The organism is Agromyces flavus (assembly GCF_900104685.1).
GTDB lineage: Bacteria > Actinomycetota > Actinomycetes > Actinomycetales > Microbacteriaceae > Agromyces > Agromyces flavus.
The window spans coordinates 2,970,298-2,986,697 of record NZ_LT629755.1 but is presented as its reverse complement, the minus strand read 5'-3'; the positions used below and the strand labels follow the sequence as shown (position 1 = coordinate 2,986,697).

Sequence of the window (16,400 nt, the reverse complement as noted above, 5' to 3'; positions counted from 1 at the left end):
TGCGGCGGCCGGGTCCGAGAGGCTGGCAGTGGGCCCCGCCCGCAGGGCGGCTGACGAAGGGTGGTCGTGGTGTTCACGCGGATCGTGGTCGGCTGGGACGGGACACCGAATTCCGAGGCGGCGTTGCGGTGGGCGCTCGCGCAGGCAGGCGATGCCTCGATCGCCCTCGTCCACGTCATCCCGGGCGCCGACGAGTCGAGCGAGTACCTGCGCGCGACGGGCGACCTGTCCGCAGCACGGGTCGACCTCATGGAGCGCGCGGACGCCGTGCGCGCCGAGCACCCCGGTCGGACGATCACGACCTCCACGGTGCACGGCCGCCCCGAGAAAGAGCTCGGCGGGCGCCTCGACCACGACACCCTCGTGATCGTCGGCACCTCGGCGCACGGACGGGAGACCGCCTGGACGCTCGGCGCGCGCCTCGCGGGGCGTCGCGGGAAGGGGTGCGTCGCCGTCATCCCGCCCGACTGGGACGCCTCGCCGCGGTCCACGGTGGTGGTCGGCGTCGACGGCTCGATCGAATCGAAGGCGGCGATCCGCGTCGGCGCCGAGCACGCCGCACGGACCGGTCAGGAGCTGGCGCTCGTGCACGCCTGGGTCGTGCCCACGAGCTGGAACTCCGCCTACGTCGAGTACCTCGGCGATGTCGAGATGATGGAGCAGATGCGCCGCGACGTGCTCGACGACGCGCTCGAGTACGCGCGCTCCTACGGCGCCGAGCCCTCGGGGCGCCTCGAGCGCGGCGGACCCGCTCCCGTGCTCGCCGAACTCAGCGAACGCGCGAGCGTCGTCGTCGTCGGCAGCCATGCGACCGGCGGGATGGCGCGATTCCTGCTCGGCTCGGTGAGCCACGACCTGCTCCTCACGGCCGCGGGTCCGGTCATCGTCGTCAGCGACATCGAGTGACGCCATGAGCCAGGAGAGCCTCCGGTTCCTGGGCGCGGCCGACACCGTCACCGGCTCGCGTCACCTGCTCGAGGCGAACGGCACGCGGGTCCTCGTGGACTGCGGGCTCTTCCAGGGCTACAAGGTCCTCCGTGAGCGGAACCGCCGGCCGTTCCCGGTCGCTCCCGAGTCGATCGACGCCGTCGTGCTCTCGCACGCGCACCTCGATCATTCCGGCTACCTGCCGGCGCTCGTCCGGGACGGCTTCCGCGGGCGCATCTTCGCCTCGCCGGGCACCGTCGAGCTGTGCCGGATCATGCTCACCGACAGCGCCTACCTCATGGAGGAGGAGGCCCGGCACGCCGCATCCCGCCACTGGTCGAAGCATGCCGACCCGCAGCCGCTCTACACGTCCGACGACGTGCGCGCGACGCTGCCGCAGTTCAGCGAACTCGCGTTCGACGAGCATCGGGAGGTCGCACCGGGCGTCGACGCGCGGCTCGTGCGCGCCGGGCACATCCTCGGCGCCGCCCAAGTGCGGTTGCGAACGGATGACGCGCAGCTGCACTTCACGGGCGACCTCGGTCGCGCGTCCGACCCGCTCATGCACGCGCCCGCCCCGCTCGAGCCGTGCGACGTCCTCGTGACCGAGTCGACGTACGGCGACCGCACGCACTCCGCCGAGGACCCGGCGGACCGTCTCGGCGACGTCATCCGGCGCGTCACGCACAAGGGCGGCGTCGTCCTCATCCCCGCCTTCGCGGTCGGTCGGACCGAGACGGTGCTGCTGCACCTCTCGCGCCTTCGCGACCGCGGCCTCCTGCCCGCGGTGCCCGTCTACCTCAACAGCCCGATGGCCGTCGACGTCGCGGCGATCTACCAGCGGTACCCCGAGGAGCACCGGCTCGAGCGCGACGAACTGACGCGGATGTACCGACTCGCCACGCGCGTGACCACCGCCGACGACTCGAAGCTGCTCAACCTGCGCGGCGGCCCGATGGTGATCATCTCGGCCAGCGGCATGCTGACGGGCGGGCGGATCCTGCACCACCTCAGGGAGTACGGCCCCGATCCGCGCAACGCGATCGTGCTCACCGGCTTCCAGGCGGGCGGCACGCGCGGTGCCCGCCTCATCGCGGGCGAGCGCGTGCTCCGGATCTTCGGTGAGGACGTTCCCATCCGCGCCGAGGTCGTGTCGGTCGACAGCATGTCGGCGCACCCCGACGCCGACGAGATGATGGACTGGTTGCGTGCCGCGCCGTCGGCACCGTCGGCGACGTATGTCACGCATGGCGAGCCGAACGCCGCCGACGCGCTGCGCGTGCGGATCACGCGCGAGCTCGGCTGGGACGTGCGCGTGCCCGACCACTCCGAGCGCGTGCGGCTCGGCGGCCACGAGGACCCGGTGCTCGCCGTCCCGACCACCGCCCGAACCGGAACGAGGAGGAGCCCATGAACGGAGACGACGAGCGCCCGCCCACGCGCGCGCTCAGCGAGGACGAGTGCTGGCGCCTCATCGCGGACGCGCCCTTCGGCCGCATCGCGGTGGCGGCGGCCGGCGAGGTCGACATCTTCCCCGTGAACCACCGCGTCGACGACGGCCCCGACGGCAAGGCCATCGTGTTCCGCACGGCGCCCGGCACGAAGCTGCTCGAGCTCACCATCCACGCCAACGTGGCGTTCGAGGTCGACGGGTACTCCGACGAGGAGGCGTACAGCGTGGTACTGAAGGGCCGCGCCCGCCAGCTGGAGCGCGAGAGCGAGATCCAGCGCGTCGAGGGCCTCGGCGTCACGCCGTGGGCGCCCGAGGCCAAGGACCGCTGGGTTCGCGTCGAGACGACCGAGGTCGGCGGCCGCACCTTCATGCGCGCGCGCAATCCGCAGTAGGCCGAGGTCGCGCGCCGCGGGCTACTCGGCCGGCGAGGCCGCGTGCGCGAGCAGCGCGTCGAGCGACGGGTGCAGGTGCGGCGTGCCGAGCACCGCCGCGGCCTGCTCGGCGCCGAGCCGGAGGGCGGCGTCGATGCCGGCTCCCTCGAGCGTCGCATGCAGCACCCCGGCCATGAACGCGTCGCCCGCGCCGTTGGTGTCGAGCACCTCGACCGGCACCGCGTCCACGCGGTGCTCCGACATCCCGCCGCCCTCGAGCGCCACAACCGCGACAGCCCCTTCGGCGCCGAGGGTGCAGACCACGAGCCTCGCGCCCTCGTCGATCCGGTGGCGCATGAACGGCAGTGGGTCGCCGCCGACGCGGTCGGCGTTCATGAAGATCGCCTCGGCCGCGTCGAGGAACGGCCGGTGGAACTCGGCGGTGCCGTCGTAGTCGTGCACGTCGGTCCAGATCGGCCGCCCGCTCGCGCGCGCGTCGGGGATCATCCGCCGGGACCGCTCCGAGAGGTCGAGCACGATCGCCGCGGCCGTCTCCATCTCGGCCTCGAGGCGCGCGTCATCCCGCGTCGGGCGGTCGTCGGGCGTCGACAGGTAGAGCGACACGCGCTCGCCGATGGGCGTCATGAGGTTGAGGTGACGCTCGGTGCGGCCGCCGTCGATCGCGTGCAGTTCGAGGCCGGGCACGCGCACGAGCACCTCGCGAAGCCGATCGCCGTCGCCGTCGGGCCCGATGAGCGTGAACAGCTCGACCTCGCGGCCGAGCGCGGCGAGCCCGAGGGCCTTGCCCGCCGACGTGCCGCCCACGGTCTCGTGGTCGCCGAGCGCGAACTGCATGTGCGGCACGGGCTCGGGCAGGTGCTCGAGCAGCACGATCCGATTCCACGACGCGGGACCCGAGATGACCACCTTGCCGACCACGCCGCCTCCATCCGCCGCGCACGTCGCGGCGGTTCCATCCTGCCGTGGATGCCCCCGCCGCGCCGACCTCCGCGATCAGCGGTCGGTGAACTGCTCGAGCTCGTCCTCGCTCACGGCGATGCCGGCGTCGGAGAGCCGCTGCCGCAGCAGCTCCCCTTCGTCGTGCGCGTGCCCGAGGCGGACGTCCTCGCGGACCTGGTCGAGGATTCCGCGAATCTGCTCTGCGCGGGTGGCCTCGGTGGCGCCGTCCTCGATCGGGGCGTCCTGCGTTCCGGGTGTCTCGGCCATAGTGGCTCCCTCCAGCGGCGCCGCGGTGGGCGTCACGGCCGATGATGCCCCGGAACGCGAGATCCCGCGAGGCGTTGACAGGGCGGATGCCGCGTGCCCCCGCGGCGGCATCCGCCCTCGCCCCCCGGCGTCAGGTCACGATCTGGTCGAGCGTGCCCAGCGGCACGAAGAGCGGCTCGCCCGACTCGATCGCCTCGGTGCCGATGCGCGTCGCGCCGAGCGGATCGAACGGCACGTACGCCGCGAGGTCCATCCCCGTGGCCTCCGCGAGGTCGGCGATCGCGATCTGGAACGTGCGGTACGCCCCGAGCACGAAGCCCTCCAGGCCCTCGACGCGCGAGCGCTTCTGCAGCAGGTCGCGGATCAGCTCGCCCTGGCTGAGCAGATAGGCGGTGGCGTGCAGGCGCGGCCCCGCGCCATCCGTCGTCGCCGGCATCACCACGAGCTTCCAGAACTCCTGCGGCACCGGCAGGCCTGCGGCGAGCATCGGATCGTCGTTCCGGAGGATCGGCCCGGTGAAGACGCACGCCTTGAACCCCTCGGTCCGCGCGCTGTCGAGGATGTAGTTTTCGAGGCCCTGCCAGAGCTGCTTGCCCTGGTTCATGCGCGAGTGCTGGAGCGCCGAGTTCGTGTAGTGGAACGTGTCGTCGTTGGCCAGCCGGGCCCGCTGCGTGACATCGGACGGACCGCTCGCGTCCGGATCCCAGTTCGGATCCTCGCGCCGGACCATGTGACCGCGGTCGATCTCGGGATCGCCGTAGTCGTCGCGACCGAGCTGCGCGTCGAGCGGGATCCGCTCGTCGCGGAACCACTTGTCGCCCTCGCGCTTGATGCGCACGGGGTGCTCGCCGTCGATGTTGACCGCGGTGATGAGCGGCTGTCGGCGGGCCAGGTGGTACTTCACGCCGAAGTGCGTGTACCGCAGCTCGAACGGTCGCGCCGCGTCCTCGTCGCTCGGGTGGGCGAGGCCGGGCTCGAGCGCGGCCGGCACGCCGGGCCACGGTGCGACGAGCCCCGCGCCGAGGAAGTCGACGTCGTACCCGGCGCGTCCGTCGAAGAAGTCGGGGCGGTGCACGCCGTCGGACGCCGACTCGGTCCCGGCCGTCGCCCGGCGCTCGCGCGACGCCTCGAAGCCGGCCGACAGGGCCGGGCGCTCGCCGTCGATGAGGCGGCGCAGCGTGTCGACGCCGACCGCGCTGTTGGCGATGCCGTACTGGCCCGCGTAATGCAGCCCGACCACGCGCCCGTCGTCCAGGCCGATCAGCGGCGAGCCGGAGTTGCCGCCGAGGCTCGTGCAGTCGTGGGTCAGCGCCCTGCCGTCGCCGAGCGCCTGCATGACCCGGCCGGGTGCGAACCGCTTGACCTCGTAGAGGTCGCGGAAGTACCGCGCCTGGTCGGATGCGTCGTTCCGCGAGTCGTAGGCCGGGTAGCCGATGATCGCGACGAGCTGCTCCGACTCGGCCCCCGCGTCGGCGAGCGGCAGGGCCGAGGGCAGGTCGTCGCCCTCGATGCGCAGGAGCGCGACATCCGGTGCCGCGTCGTCGGCCAGGTAGGTGATCGCCGTCACGCGCACGGGCGCCGCGTCGCCGGGATTGGAGTCGACCTCCTCCTTGAAGTCGAGCTCGGCACCGTACGGCAGCCCGGTGAACGGTGCGCGGAGGAAGACGCCGCTGCCGTCGAGCCCGCGCTGGGCGACGACCTTCGCGACGTGCCGGTTCGTGGCGACGATGCGGGCCGAGTCGCCCTCTTCGTGGATCACCCACCCCGTGCCGCCCCACGCCATCGCGTGGTTGACGAACTCGACGCGGCCGACCGACCGCACGGTGCGCTCGGCGCCCTTGATGAGCGCGTCGGTGCCCGCCGGGAAGTCCGGCAGTTCCTCGAGCTCGACGGCGTCGTTGCGCACGACGAGCGGCGGGCGACCCACCCGGCGGACGATGGCCTCGAGCGAGTCGACGCCGAGCACGCTCTCGAGCTCGCTGCCCCGGTCGAGCGCATCCACCGACCTCGGCGGGACGAGGTCGGCGGGCAGTTCGCCGGCCTTCGCCTTGCGGTCGATGAGTTCCCGCAGCGCGGGCGAATCGGCGAGACGGCGGCGGACTCCCTCGAGCCGCTGTTCCTGATCGGGTCGTGAGTCGGTCATGATCGTGTCCCTTCTGCGGGGCCGGCACGCGGTGCCGGTCGGGTCGTCGGTGGTGGCGGGTCGAGCGCGACGAGCACGGCCACGGCCGGCGCGAACGCGCTCGGCAGCCCGCGCCGGAGCAGCAGCGCCGCGGCGGCGCCGGGGCCGTTGCGGGCCGCAGCGCCGGTCGCGGCCGCGAGCAGCGACGGCGAACGCTCGCGGATGACGCGCAGCACCTCGCTCCCGCTCGCGAGCTCCGGCGCCCACGCCTCGAGGTGGGCGTGCGCGATCCCGACCGGGTCCGACGCGTCGACGATCGTCGCGAGGCGATCCGCGAGCGTGACGTCGAGGGCACGGTCCCAGCCCGCGGGCGGACGCCGGCTCCCGTACGACCACGCGCCGGCGACGGTGCGGCGCCAGCGCTCCGCGGCGATCGCGACGAGTCGCAGGTCGCGGTCCCGGCGGAGGTGCGCGGCGGCACCGGCGAACTCGGCCAGCAGCCCCAGGTCCGCGAGGCTCCGCACCGCGAGGCCGGCGCCGGTGGGCACGCGGTCGTGCCACGGTCGTGCGCCGGATGGTGCGAGGAAGCCGAGGGCGTCCAGTCGCGGCCGCGCGGCCGCGGCGTACCCGCCGAGGTAGGCGTGCGAGGGCAGGCGGCTCATGGTGTCGACCACGTCGGCGAACGGGCTCAGCACGGCGGCGGTGCGCGCCATGGCGACCGCCGGGTCGGAGTCGGACGGGATCGCCGCACCCGTGCGGTCGGCGATGCGCACCCAGCCCGCCGGCACGACCGACGAGACCTCTGCCGTTCGGCCACCGCGTCGGGTCGGCTCCGGTCCGCCGGGCGCCCAGCGGCGGATGGCCGCCGCATCCGGGTCCCCGCCGGTTCGCCGGTCGGGCACGGCCGCGCCGATCGCGTGCAGTGCGAAGCGGAGGCCCCCGCCGAGCAGGCTCGCGAGCATCGGCTCGGCGGCGAGCGACACGGCGGCTGCCGTGAACGCCGTGTCGGCGCCGAGCGCGTCCACGAGCGCGTCGAAATCCGTCTCGGCCCCGATCTCGAGCCGGCAGATGGTGTCGAGCCGAGCGCTCGCGAGCCGCTGCGGGACGGGTCCGGTCGGTCGCCATCCACCGAGACGGTCGACGAGGCGGCGCGCCTCGCTCCAGCGCCCGGACCGCCAGAGGAACGTCAGCGCGGTGTCGGCGGCAGGGGTGCCCGGTGCGAGGGCGGCGCGCGCGAAGGCCCGCGCGTACAGGTGGTCGCCCTCCAGCCAGTCGGAGCGGTCGTTTGCGGCGCGCAACTCCCGCACGTCGTCGTCGTCCGGGGCGTGGCCCGGGTCGGTCGGAGCGGCGGTGGGCGCCGTGCGCGTTCGGACGCTCCGCGCCCGCCGCACGAGGTCCTGCGCCTGGGGCGGCAGCTCGGCGATGGCGTCGAGGTCGATGCGCGCAAGCGTCTCGCGCGGGATGTCGGGCGGTTCGGCTCGGCGTCGCATGAGTTGGAGTCGGTGGTACGCGGCCTCGGCGGCCGCCCAGGGTTCGGGTCGGAGGTCGAACCATCGCGCGGCGGCCCGGTCGAGCGCCGTCGAGCGCGTGGGCGCCGACTCGTAGAGATGCGGCAGCACGGCCGCGCGGAGGTCGGGCCTCGGACGGATGAACCCCGGCGCGACCGGATCGCGTTCCATCATCCAGTCCAGGCGCGCGAGTCCGTCGAACAGCTCTGCGGCGCGCTCGGCGCTGAGCCCGCGAAGGCCCGAGCGCGGGCCGACCACCGCGTGCACCGCCTCGGGGTCGAGCCGCCGCACCACGAGCGCCGCGCCCGCGACGCGGCGCAGGTCGGCGTCCTCCACTCCCGAGAGCAGCACGCGGTACAGGTACGTCGCCGTCAACGCGCCGCGTCCGGCTGCGCGGAGCAGTGCGTCGGGACCGTGCGCGGTGACGACGCGCGCGGCGAGCCGAAGGGTGAGTGGATCACCGTCGGCGATCGCGCGCACCGCCTCCCGGTCGGCGGCATCCACGCCGAGGTGCTCGAGCTCGCGTTCGGCGCTGGCGTCGTCGAGGCCGGGCAGTTCGATCCGCTGGCCGATGCGCGCGTGCACGCTGCCCAGCGCGTCGCCGTGGCCCGCACCGACCACCGCGACCGGTGCGTGCGTGACATCCACCAGCTCGTCGATCCACTCGAACAGGCGGGCCGGATGCGTCGCGCCGCGCCCGCGCAGCAGTTCGAGGTCGTCCAGGACCATCAGCAAGCGGCGCTGCGGGTACGACAGCGCGTGCTGGAGGACCAGGCCGAGTTCCTCGGGCACGCGCTCGGGGCTGTCGCCCTTCAGCGGCGACCGGCCGGGCATCGTGCCCGCGGCGCGCTGGCGCGCCTGCTGGATCGCCGCCTCCGATCCGGGCAGCTGCGTCGCGACCTGGCGGGCGAGCTCCATGGTCAGCCCGACCGTGTCCTGCACGTCGAGGCCGGCCCGGTCGAAGTCGAGGCGGACGACGATCCAGTCGTCGTCGCGGACCAGCAGTCGCGCGGCGACCTCCTCCATGAGCGCCGACGTGCGTGCGCCACGCGCCCCCTCGATGTAGAGCGCCAGCGCCGGGCCCGTCGCGAACCCCGAGTCGAGCCAGCCGATGATCCGGTCGAGCTCCGCCTCGTGGTCGGGCCGGTGATCGGTCGTGACCGCACGCCCCGAGCCGAGCAGCTCGAGCCGGGTGAGCGCCGACTTGACGCGCGGAAGCTCGCCTCGCATCGGCCCGTGCCCGTCGGCGCGGCCAAGACCCACCGCCATCCGCTCGAGGAGCGTGCGATCGGCGTCCGCGACCGCGGCGTCGATGGATTCGGCGGTGAAGATGCCACGCCCCTCGAGGGCATCCAGCAGGTCGACCGTCGCGGCGTCGGGCGCGGCCGCGCGCCGCCGCTCGACCGCCGCCGGGAGCGTGCCGTCGGCCGCGAGCCGGTCCAGCACGCGTCGGCGGATGGCGCCGCGCATGAGCCATCCGCCCGCGCCGCCGCTCGGCATGACCTTGTCGCAGTCCTGCGACAGGCTCGCCGCGACGGTGGTCAGGCTCGCGGCATCCGCCGGCGTCGTGTCGCCGTGCTGCAGCGCCTGCACGGGATCGAAGGGTCCGGACAGTGCGGCGTACTCGCGTGCCGCGTCGAGCGCACCCGCGTCGGCGGTGGCCGCGGGTGCTCCGCTCGTGGGCGGTGGGGCGCTCACGGCCCGCCGCCGCCCTGCGCGCGGAGGTACTCGAGGAACGGCTGCAGCCCGGTGACCACCCGTTCGAGGTCGGCGTCCCGGAACTCGCCGTTGAAGTCGTCGAGTTCACCCAGGAGCATGTCGACGACGAAGGCGATCCGATCGGAGTCCACGTCGCCGGTGAGGTCCTGCGAGGCGCGCGTGAGGCAGTCCAACAGGTCCTCGCGCGAGAAGCCCCCGACGTAGTCGACGACGAGTCCGTGCGGGCCGGTCGGATCCGCGGCCGCGGGGCTCGAGAACTCGAGGCCGGCGAGCGGCACGGTCTCGAGGCCGGCGATGACGAGCCGGATGCCGGGGAGCGCGAGCGATTCCGCGACGAACGCCTCGAGCTCGAGGCGCGCCGACTCGCTGAGCGGCACCGACGGGTTGTCGACGAAGAACCACACCGTGCGGCCGGTCGCCGCCGCGGCCTCGTCGACGGCGGCCGCGAGCCGGTGCGCGCGTTCTCGAGCGGACGTCTCGAGCGTGGTACCGGCCGGCGGGGCCTCGTCGAGTCCGGGCGCCGTCAGCGCGATCCCCGCGGACTCCACCCGCCGGCGCAGGTCGCCGACGAGGTCGGCCACCGGTTCGTCGAGCGGAAGCGCGACGGGCACGTGCGCCGCGCCGCGGCGCAGCAGCAGCTCGACGAGGATCCGGTACGAGAAGCCCAGTCCGGCCTCGTCGGCCTCGGCGGGGCGGCGGCGCTTGACCCGGATGCCGCGAACCGGCCCGTTCTCCTCGGCCGCAGCGGCGACCGCGGAAACGAACAGGTCGCGCCCGACGACGAGCTGCGTGCGGTCCCCGTCGAGGCGCCAGATCTCGGCGGGGGCGATGTCGTCGGCGACGAGTCCCGCCAGCGCGTCGTAGAAGAGGCGCAGCGGCACCAGCCGGCCTCGCTTCACCTCGCGTCCGCTCCGGGTGGAGCGGATCCCGCCCTGGTGCAGGCCGAGCAGGCGGAAGCTCCGGTCGAAGAAGGCGCCGCCCGACGAGCCGCTCTCGGTCGCGACGTCGTGGTACAGCCGCGACGTGACGTTGCGGATCTTCCACGTGGTGCCGTCGGCGAGTTGGCCGTCGTCGCCGTGCGGGAAGTCGAGGAGGTACACTCGCGACCTCGCCGCGACGGCCGGCGCGGCATCCGGCAGCGGCACGTAGCCGAGATGCCGTGCGGCCGGCGTCTCGAGCGCGAGCAGCGCGACGTCGTGGCGGTTCACGACCTCGGCGTCGCTGCGCGGCGCCTGGTCGTCCCACTCGGCGTCGCCGCACGGCGAGGCGTACGCGGGCGGCATGTGCGCCTCGTGCGCACTGCCGTCGGAGAGCACGACGCTCACGTGCGGGGCGACCGCGGGTTCGACCCCGGGTTCGGTGGTGCTGACCACGTGCCACGCGGTCAGCACCAGGCCGGGACCCACGAGGCATCCGCTGCCCGAGAAGGCGTGCTCGACCTCGACGCGGCAGCGGAACGTCTGCGCGCGACCCAGGAACCTGCGGAGGGCGTCGAAGTCGCTGCGCCCGGCCGCGGACGACTCGTCGTCCTCATCGTCCTCGCCGTGCGCGTCGCCGTCGTGGTCCGCCCCGCCTCCACCTCGGGTGACCGCCGTTCCTCGGCCGTTCCCGTCGACGGCGGGTGCCGGGATGCCGCGAGCGAGCAGGGCCGCCTGGAACGCGGCGAGCAGGCCGCGGGCACGCAGCTGGTCGACGCAGAGCCGGGCCGGATCGGTGCCGAGCACTCCCGCCGCAGCCGTGAAGGCGTCCAGGTCGATGGGGGCCGCGCCGCCGTCCTGCTGGATGGCGCGGAGCGCGTCGTCGACGACCGCAGGCGAGGCGTGGATCACCTCGATGAGTTCGTCGTCGTCCCACATGGTCGGCCCCCGGTCCCCCCTGTTCCATTCGATACTCCGGTCCGGCAGGCGAACGCAAGTGAAGTGAGGGAAGTTCAGTGCTGGCACGACGCCGCTTCAGTGCCGGCCCGGACCGGCCGCGGCGAGCACTCGCCGCGGAGCTACCCGGCGACGGTGACGCGCACCCGGTGCCATCCGGTCGCCCCATCGGGAGGAGGCGGAGCCGACTCGCCCGTCTGGACCTGTCCGTCGTGGTCGACGGCGCGGACCGTCAGCTCGTACGTGCCGGGTGCGGCGTCCCACTCGAGCACCCATTGCACCCACGTGTCGCGGTTCACCGGGGTCGAGAGCTCCGCGCGTCGCCACGCTCCGTCGTCGACGCGCACCTCGACACCGTCGATGCCGGTGTGCTGCGCCCACGCCATACCGGCCACCGCCGTGCGGCCGGCCGGCACCGTCGCGCCCGAGCGAGGGGTGTCGATGCGGGAGGACAGCTTGATCGGGCCCGTCGGGCTCCACCCGCGTGGCGTCCAGTACCCCTGGTCGGCGGCGAACGTGGTGACCTTCAGTTCGGACAGCCACTTCGTCGCCGAGACGTACCCGTACAGGCCGGGGACGATCATGCGGACGGGGAAGCCGTGCTCGAGCGGCAGGGGCTCGCCGTTCATCCCGACCGCGAGGATCGCGTCGCGGCCCGGATCGGTGAGTGCGTCGAGCGGTGTCGACGCCGTGAACCCGTCGACGCTGCGCGAGAGCACCATGTCGGCGCTCGCGTCGGGTGCGGCGAGGGCAAGGATGTCGCGGACGGGCACACCGAGCCAGATCGCATTGCCGATGAGGCCGCCGCCGACCTCGTTCGAGACGCACGCGATGGTCACGGCGTACTCGTCGACGCCCATGGAGGCGAGCTCGTCGAAGGAGAGCTCGACGCGCCGCCCCACCATGCCGTCGATCGTGAGCCGCCACGATGAGGGATCCACCGCGGGGACCGTGAGTGCGGTGTCGATGCGATAGAAGTCGGCGTTCGGCGTGAACAGCGGCGAGATGCCGGGCACGTCGAGCTCGGCGCCCGCCGGGATGGCCACCGTGCGGCGAGGGGTCGGCAGGCGCAGCGCGCCGCGCAGCGCGTCGATCGAGGCGCTCGCCGCATTCGACGCCCGCGCGCCGATGCCGACGACGAGGGCGGATGCCGCGGCCAGCGCGGCGACCACGAAGAATCCGCGCCGGTCGACCGTGCCGGTGCCCGCGCCATCCGCCTCATGCGTCGGCGCCGCATCGCGTGCGCGGCGGAGCCGGCGGACCAGCAGCTCGAGCACGAGAATGCCCGCGACCGTGCCGACGACGGGTGGCACCCACGAGAGCGCACCCGCGCCCGCGCGCGTGAGGATCGCCGCGAGCGAGAGCAGTCCGGCCCCGCCGAGCAGCACGGCGCCCCACGGCGGGCGGCGGAGCTCGAGCACGCCCGCGATCGCGCTCGCGATGACGACGGCGAGACCCAGGCTGCCGAGCAGCACGGCCTTGTCGGCGACGCCGAACGCCGCGATCACGAACTCCTTCACGGGCGGCGGCACCACGTCGATCACGAACGCGCCGACCGCGACGATCGGGCTGGCGTCGCGCGCGGTGAACACCGCCGCGAGCTCGGCGGCCGCGAGGAATGCGCCGGCGGCGATCACGCCCGACACGGCCGCCCAGCCGGAGGTCGCCCGGTCGCCGGGGCGCGGTGGCACCGGTCGGGTCGCGCCCGAGGCGTCCGACGGGTTCGTCGTCGGCTCCGCCATCCGCGCTCCCGCCTCTCCGATCCGCGGCGTCGGTCGCCCGCCGTCGGGTGCGTGGCGGCGGCCGCTCCGATGGACCTCCGCCTCGATCCTCGCACCGTCGTGTCGGCGGCGCATGCTGTGCTGGACGCATGGGCTTCGACGCGCGCTTCCTGGGTCTGCACGCGGCGATGCCGAGCGTGCCCGAGTCCGATGCCGCGGCATCCGTCGAGCTCGACTACCTGCACTTCACCGTCGTGCTCGACACGCGTCGGCGGCTCGCGCGCATCACCGGCGTCAACGTCGACGGAGCGGCCCTCGTCGAGGTCGAGCGCGGCGACGACTGGCGGTTCGACGCGCGGGTGCCCGAGCACTGGCAGACGGGTCCCGACGTGTACGCGCGCAACGACCTCGACCGCGGTCACCTCGTGCGGCGGCGCGATCCCGTGTGGGGCCCGCCCGAGGTCGCGGCGCGTGCGAACGCCGACACGTTCCGGTACCCGAACGCCGCCCCGCAGCAGGCCGAGTTCAACCAGTCGCTCGAGCTGTGGAACGGGCTCGAAGACCACGTGCTCGAGTACGCGCGCGTGCACGCGCAGCGCCTCAGCGTGTTCACGGCCCCCGTGCTCGCGACCGGCGACCCGCCCTACCGGGGCATCCGCGTTCCGCTGCGGTTCGTGAAGGTCGTCGCGTGGCGCTCGGGCGACGAGCTCGCCACGGCCGGGTTCGTGCTCGACCAGTCGCCGGTCCTCGATCTCTCCGAGGCGGCGCTCGCCGAGCAGGCCGACCGCGAACGGAGACGGCTGGCCGACGGCGCGGTGGTCGTGCCCGACCTCGGGCCGTTCCGCACCTTCCAGGTGCCGGTCGCATCGGTCGCCGCGCTCACCGGGCTCGTCATGCCCGTGCTGGTCGAGGCCGACCGGATGGCCCGGGCCGGCGCCATCCCGCCCGACGAGGTGCCAGAGGGCGTCGGCACCGCCGCGTGGCGCGAGGTCAGCCGGCCTGACGAGCTGTTTCTCGAGCCGTGAGCACGAAGTCCTCGAGCAGCTGAAGGCCCTCGGGCCACTCGCCGAACCCGCTCGCCACGTTCACGTGCCCGCGCGGACCGAGCTCGACGAGCTGCGCGCCCCACACGTCGGCCATGTCCGCGGCGCGATCGGGCGAGCAGTACGGGTCGTCCGACGAGGAGAGCACGATCGCCGGGATCGGCAGCGGCGCGTTCGCGATGGTGAACGTCGGCGCGGCCGCCGGGAACTCCGGACACGCCGGGTCGGGCGGCGCGACGAGGAACGCGCCCGCGACGCGCGTCGCCGCGTCGTCGACCCGCACGGCCCAGTGCGCCACGGCGAGGCAGCCGAGGCTGTGCGCGACGAGCACGGGCACGGGCCGCGCGTGCCCGACGGCGCGGTCGATCGCGTCGACCCAGTCGTCGAGGTCGGGCTCGTCCCACGAGCGCGGCGCGATGCGGTGCGCATCGAGCAGGACCGATTGCCAGCGCGACTGCCAGTGCGCGGGTTCCGAGCCGCCGATGCCGGGGACCATCAGTGAATGATGCACTCGTGCTCCTCGGGCGTCAGGGTCGGCGGCGCGGCCGCGCCTCGTCCGGGATTGCTCCAGCATGCCATTGATCGGCCCCGATCATGAAGCGGATGTCGCACTCCGTCACGGTCTCGACGGGAATCCGCTCCCGTGGTGAGGGGCTACCGTCCGGGATCGCGGTGGTGACAGGGTGGAGGCATGGCCGCCGCCGACACCGTCGCGCCCGCCGAGACCGTCCGCACCGACGTGCTCGTCGTGGGCGCCGGCCCGAGCGGGCTCATGGCCGCCGACATGCTCGCGAAGCTCGGCGTCGACGCGATCGTCGTCGACGGCAAGGACGGCCCGACCCGCGAGTCGCGCGCGCTCGTCGTGCAGGCCCGGTCCATGGAGCTGTACGACCAACTCGGGCTCGCCGATCGCGTGCTCGCGCAACGTGGCGCGGCCCTCGGCGCCGTGCTGTGCTTCCGGCACCGCGTGCTCGGCGAGATCCCTTTCCGCGAGTTCGGGGCGGCGACCACGCCGTTCCCCGACATCACGGTGTTCGAGCAGAGCCGCAACGAGCGACTCCTCGTCGACGCGCTCGGCGAACGAGGCGGGGAGGTGCGGTGGGAGCACCGACTCGTCGCGCTCGAGCCGCACGCGGCATCCGTCACCGCCCGACTCGAGGCGCCCGGCGGCCCTGTGGAGATCGACGCGCGCTGGGTGGTCGGGGCGGATGGCGCGCACTCCGCCGTCCGCGAGCTGTGTCGCATCCCGTTCGAGGGCGTCACGAACGAGCACACCTTCTTCGTCGCCGATGCGGTCGGAGCGAGCGGGCTGGTCGAGGGCCGCGTGAACATCCGGATGGCGCCCGACGACCTCCTGCTCTCCTTCCCGATGGGCGAGCCCGGGCACGCGCGCATCCTCGGCGTGGTGCGCGACGCCGATCTCGCCGCGGGCGGGGAGTTGCCCGAGGCGCTCGTCCGGTCGCGCATCGCCCGGGGGTTCACGGTCGGGTACCGCTCCTCGACGTGGTTCGCGACGTATCGCCTGCACCATCGGGTCGCCGCGCGGTTCCGCGACGGGCGGTGCTTCATCGTCGGCGATGCGGCGCACATCCACTCGCCGGTCGGCGGGCAGGGGATGAACACGGGCCTGCAGGACGCGCACAACCTGGCGTGCGCGCTCGCCGACGTGCTCGTCGGCGGCATGCCCGAGCGGCGTCTCGATCGCTACGAGGCCGAGCGCCGGCCCGTCGCGCGCAAGCTCGTCGCGACCACCGACCGCCTGTTCGGGTTGGTCACCGCCGACACCGCGCTCACGCGGTTCATCCGGGGGCGGGCGATCCCGGCGATGGGCCCGATCGCGATCCGCCTGCTGCCGCGGATCATCGGGGGTCCGCGGTTGTTCGGCTTCCTGTCGCAGACGCGGATCAGGTACCGGATGTCGCTCACGCGACCGCCGCGCTCGCAGGCGCGCGACGACGTCGTCGGCAAGCGGCTGCCGTTCGCCGGCGGAGACCCCTCGAACTTCGACTCCCTGCGTCCGATGCGGTGGCAGGTGCACGGCTACGGCGCGCCGGCCGACCTCGTCGGCTCGGTCGCCGAGCGGCTCGGGATCGACCACCACGTGTTCCCGCCCGACGCGAACGGTCGGCTGCGGTCCGATCGGCTCTACCTCGTGCGGCCCGACGGGTTCGTCGCCGCCGAGGCGAGCGTCACCGCGGGGCGGGCCGCCCGCGCGGGGCGCCCGGAAGCGGTGCCGGCGTCGTTCCGCGAGCAGCTCTCCGCCTGAAGACCTTCGGTCCTTCAGTTCGTCGGTACTCCGGTACTCCGGTACTTCGGTACTTCGGTACTTCGGTACTTCGGTACTTCGGTAGCGATTCGCAGAAGCGGGAACCGTGTCGGCGCGGCCGTCGCGGCAGCGCGGCCATCGCGGCAGCGCTCCGTCGCGGCAGCGATCA

At 74.0% G+C, this 16,400-nt stretch carries 12 protein-coding genes; 5 read left to right on the top strand and 7 right to left on the bottom strand.

The features are described from left to right. Nucleotides 1-66 precede the first annotated feature (66 nt). Genes BLT99_RS14105 through BLT99_RS14095 form a run of 3 tightly spaced genes read left to right on the top strand, consistent with a single transcriptional unit; the run spans nt 67 to nt 2,772 of the window. Entirely contained in the window at nt 67-906 is an 840-nt protein-coding gene (locus BLT99_RS14105; protein ID WP_172802984.1) for a universal stress protein, read from the top strand. 4 nt (nt 907-910) lie between these two features. Continuing rightward, nucleotides 911-2,341 (top strand): MBL fold metallo-hydrolase RNA specificity domain-containing protein, encoded by a 1,431-nt coding sequence (locus BLT99_RS14100; protein WP_092673764.1) that lies wholly within the window; start codon nt 911-913, stop codon nt 2,339-2,341. Continuing rightward, nucleotides 2,338-2,772 carry a pyridoxamine 5'-phosphate oxidase family protein gene (locus BLT99_RS14095; protein ID WP_092673761.1) on the top strand — a complete coding sequence of 145 codons (435 nt, stop codon included), beginning with the start codon at nt 2,338-2,340 and terminating at the stop codon, nt 2,770-2,772. The genes BLT99_RS14100 and BLT99_RS14095 overlap by 4 nt, the downstream gene beginning before the upstream one ends. 21 nt (nt 2,773-2,793) lie before the next feature. Here the strand turns inward: BLT99_RS14095 and BLT99_RS14090 are convergent, their stop codons facing one another. From BLT99_RS14090 to BLT99_RS14065, 6 genes are all read right to left on the bottom strand, one after another. Continuing rightward, entirely contained in the window at nt 2,794-3,690 is an 897-nt protein-coding gene (locus BLT99_RS14090; protein ID WP_229724419.1) for a carbohydrate kinase family protein, read from the bottom strand. A gap of 75 nt (nt 3,691-3,765) precedes the next feature. After that, the gene (locus BLT99_RS14085) at nt 3,766-3,978 is read right to left on the bottom strand and encodes a hypothetical protein (protein ID WP_092673758.1); all 213 of its coding nucleotides are present in this window, start codon (nt 3,976-3,978) and stop codon (nt 3,766-3,768) included. Nucleotides 3,979-4,108: 130 nt separating this feature from the next. After that, nucleotides 4,109-6,121, bottom strand: coding sequence for a DNA/RNA non-specific endonuclease (locus BLT99_RS14080; RefSeq protein WP_092673755.1), 2,013 nt, complete (start codon nt 6,119-6,121; stop codon nt 4,109-4,111). Then, nucleotides 6,118-9,306 (bottom strand): ATP-binding protein, encoded by a 3,189-nt coding sequence (locus BLT99_RS14075; RefSeq protein WP_092673752.1) that lies wholly within the window; start codon nt 9,304-9,306, stop codon nt 6,118-6,120. The genes BLT99_RS14080 and BLT99_RS14075 overlap by 4 nt, the downstream gene beginning before the upstream one ends. Continuing rightward, nucleotides 9,303-11,183 carry a trypsin-like serine peptidase gene (locus tag BLT99_RS14070; protein ID WP_092673749.1) on the bottom strand — a complete coding sequence of 627 codons (1,881 nt, stop codon included), beginning with the start codon at nt 11,181-11,183 and terminating at the stop codon, nt 9,303-9,305. Before BLT99_RS14070 ends, BLT99_RS14075 begins: the two co-directional genes overlap by 4 nt. 140 nt (nt 11,184-11,323) lie before the next feature. Next, on the bottom strand, nt 11,324-12,943 hold the full coding sequence (locus BLT99_RS14065) for a molybdopterin-dependent oxidoreductase (protein WP_092673746.1): 1,620 nt from the start codon (nt 12,941-12,943) through the stop codon (nt 11,324-11,326). 128 nt (nt 12,944-13,071) lie between these two features. Between BLT99_RS14065 and BLT99_RS14060 the strand changes: the two genes are divergently transcribed. Next, nucleotides 13,072-13,947 carry a DNA/RNA non-specific endonuclease gene (locus BLT99_RS14060; RefSeq protein WP_092673743.1) on the top strand — a complete coding sequence of 292 codons (876 nt, stop codon included), beginning with the start codon at nt 13,072-13,074 and terminating at the stop codon, nt 13,945-13,947. Here BLT99_RS14060 and BLT99_RS14055 read toward each other — a convergent pair. Then, nucleotides 13,913-14,461, bottom strand: a complete 549-nt coding sequence (locus tag BLT99_RS14055) for an RBBP9/YdeN family alpha/beta hydrolase (protein ID WP_229724417.1) — start codon at nt 14,459-14,461, stop codon at nt 13,913-13,915. The two genes, BLT99_RS14060 and BLT99_RS14055, sit on opposite strands and share 35 nt — an antisense overlap. Before the next feature lie 195 nt (nt 14,462-14,656). Here BLT99_RS14055 and BLT99_RS14050 point away from each other — a divergent pair, with 195 nt between their 5' ends. Further along, nucleotides 14,657-16,231, top strand: a complete 1,575-nt coding sequence (locus BLT99_RS14050) for an FAD-dependent monooxygenase (protein WP_092673736.1) — start codon at nt 14,657-14,659, stop codon at nt 16,229-16,231. Nucleotides 16,232-16,400 lie beyond the last annotated feature (169 nt).

What these genes read in the sequence shown, in the direction of transcription:
- BLT99_RS14080 (WP_092673755.1), bottom strand. Translation starts at nt 6,121, where the DNA reads ATGACCGACTCACGACCCGATCAGGAACAGCGGCTCGAGGGAGTCCGC.
- BLT99_RS14070 (WP_092673749.1), bottom strand. Translation starts at nt 11,183, where the DNA reads ATGTGGGACGACGACGAACTCATCGAGGTGATCCACGCCTCGCCTGCG.
- BLT99_RS14060 (WP_092673743.1), top strand. Translation starts at nt 13,072, where the DNA reads ATGGGCTTCGACGCGCGCTTCCTGGGTCTGCACGCGGCGATGCCGAGC.
- BLT99_RS14055 (WP_229724417.1), bottom strand. Translation starts at nt 14,461, where the DNA reads ATGGTCCCCGGCATCGGCGGCTCGGAACCCGCGCACTGGCAGTCGCGC.
- BLT99_RS14100 (WP_092673764.1), top strand. Translation starts at nt 911, where the DNA reads ATGAGCCAGGAGAGCCTCCGGTTCCTGGGCGCGGCCGACACCGTCACC.
- BLT99_RS14065 (WP_092673746.1), bottom strand. Translation starts at nt 12,943, where the DNA reads ATGGCGGAGCCGACGACGAACCCGTCGGACGCCTCGGGCGCGACCCGA.
- BLT99_RS14085 (WP_092673758.1), bottom strand. Translation starts at nt 3,978, where the DNA reads ATGGCCGAGACACCCGGAACGCAGGACGCCCCGATCGAGGACGGCGCC.
- BLT99_RS14095 (WP_092673761.1), top strand. Translation starts at nt 2,338, where the DNA reads ATGAACGGAGACGACGAGCGCCCGCCCACGCGCGCGCTCAGCGAGGAC.
- BLT99_RS14050 (WP_092673736.1), top strand. Translation starts at nt 14,657, where the DNA reads ATGGCCGCCGCCGACACCGTCGCGCCCGCCGAGACCGTCCGCACCGAC.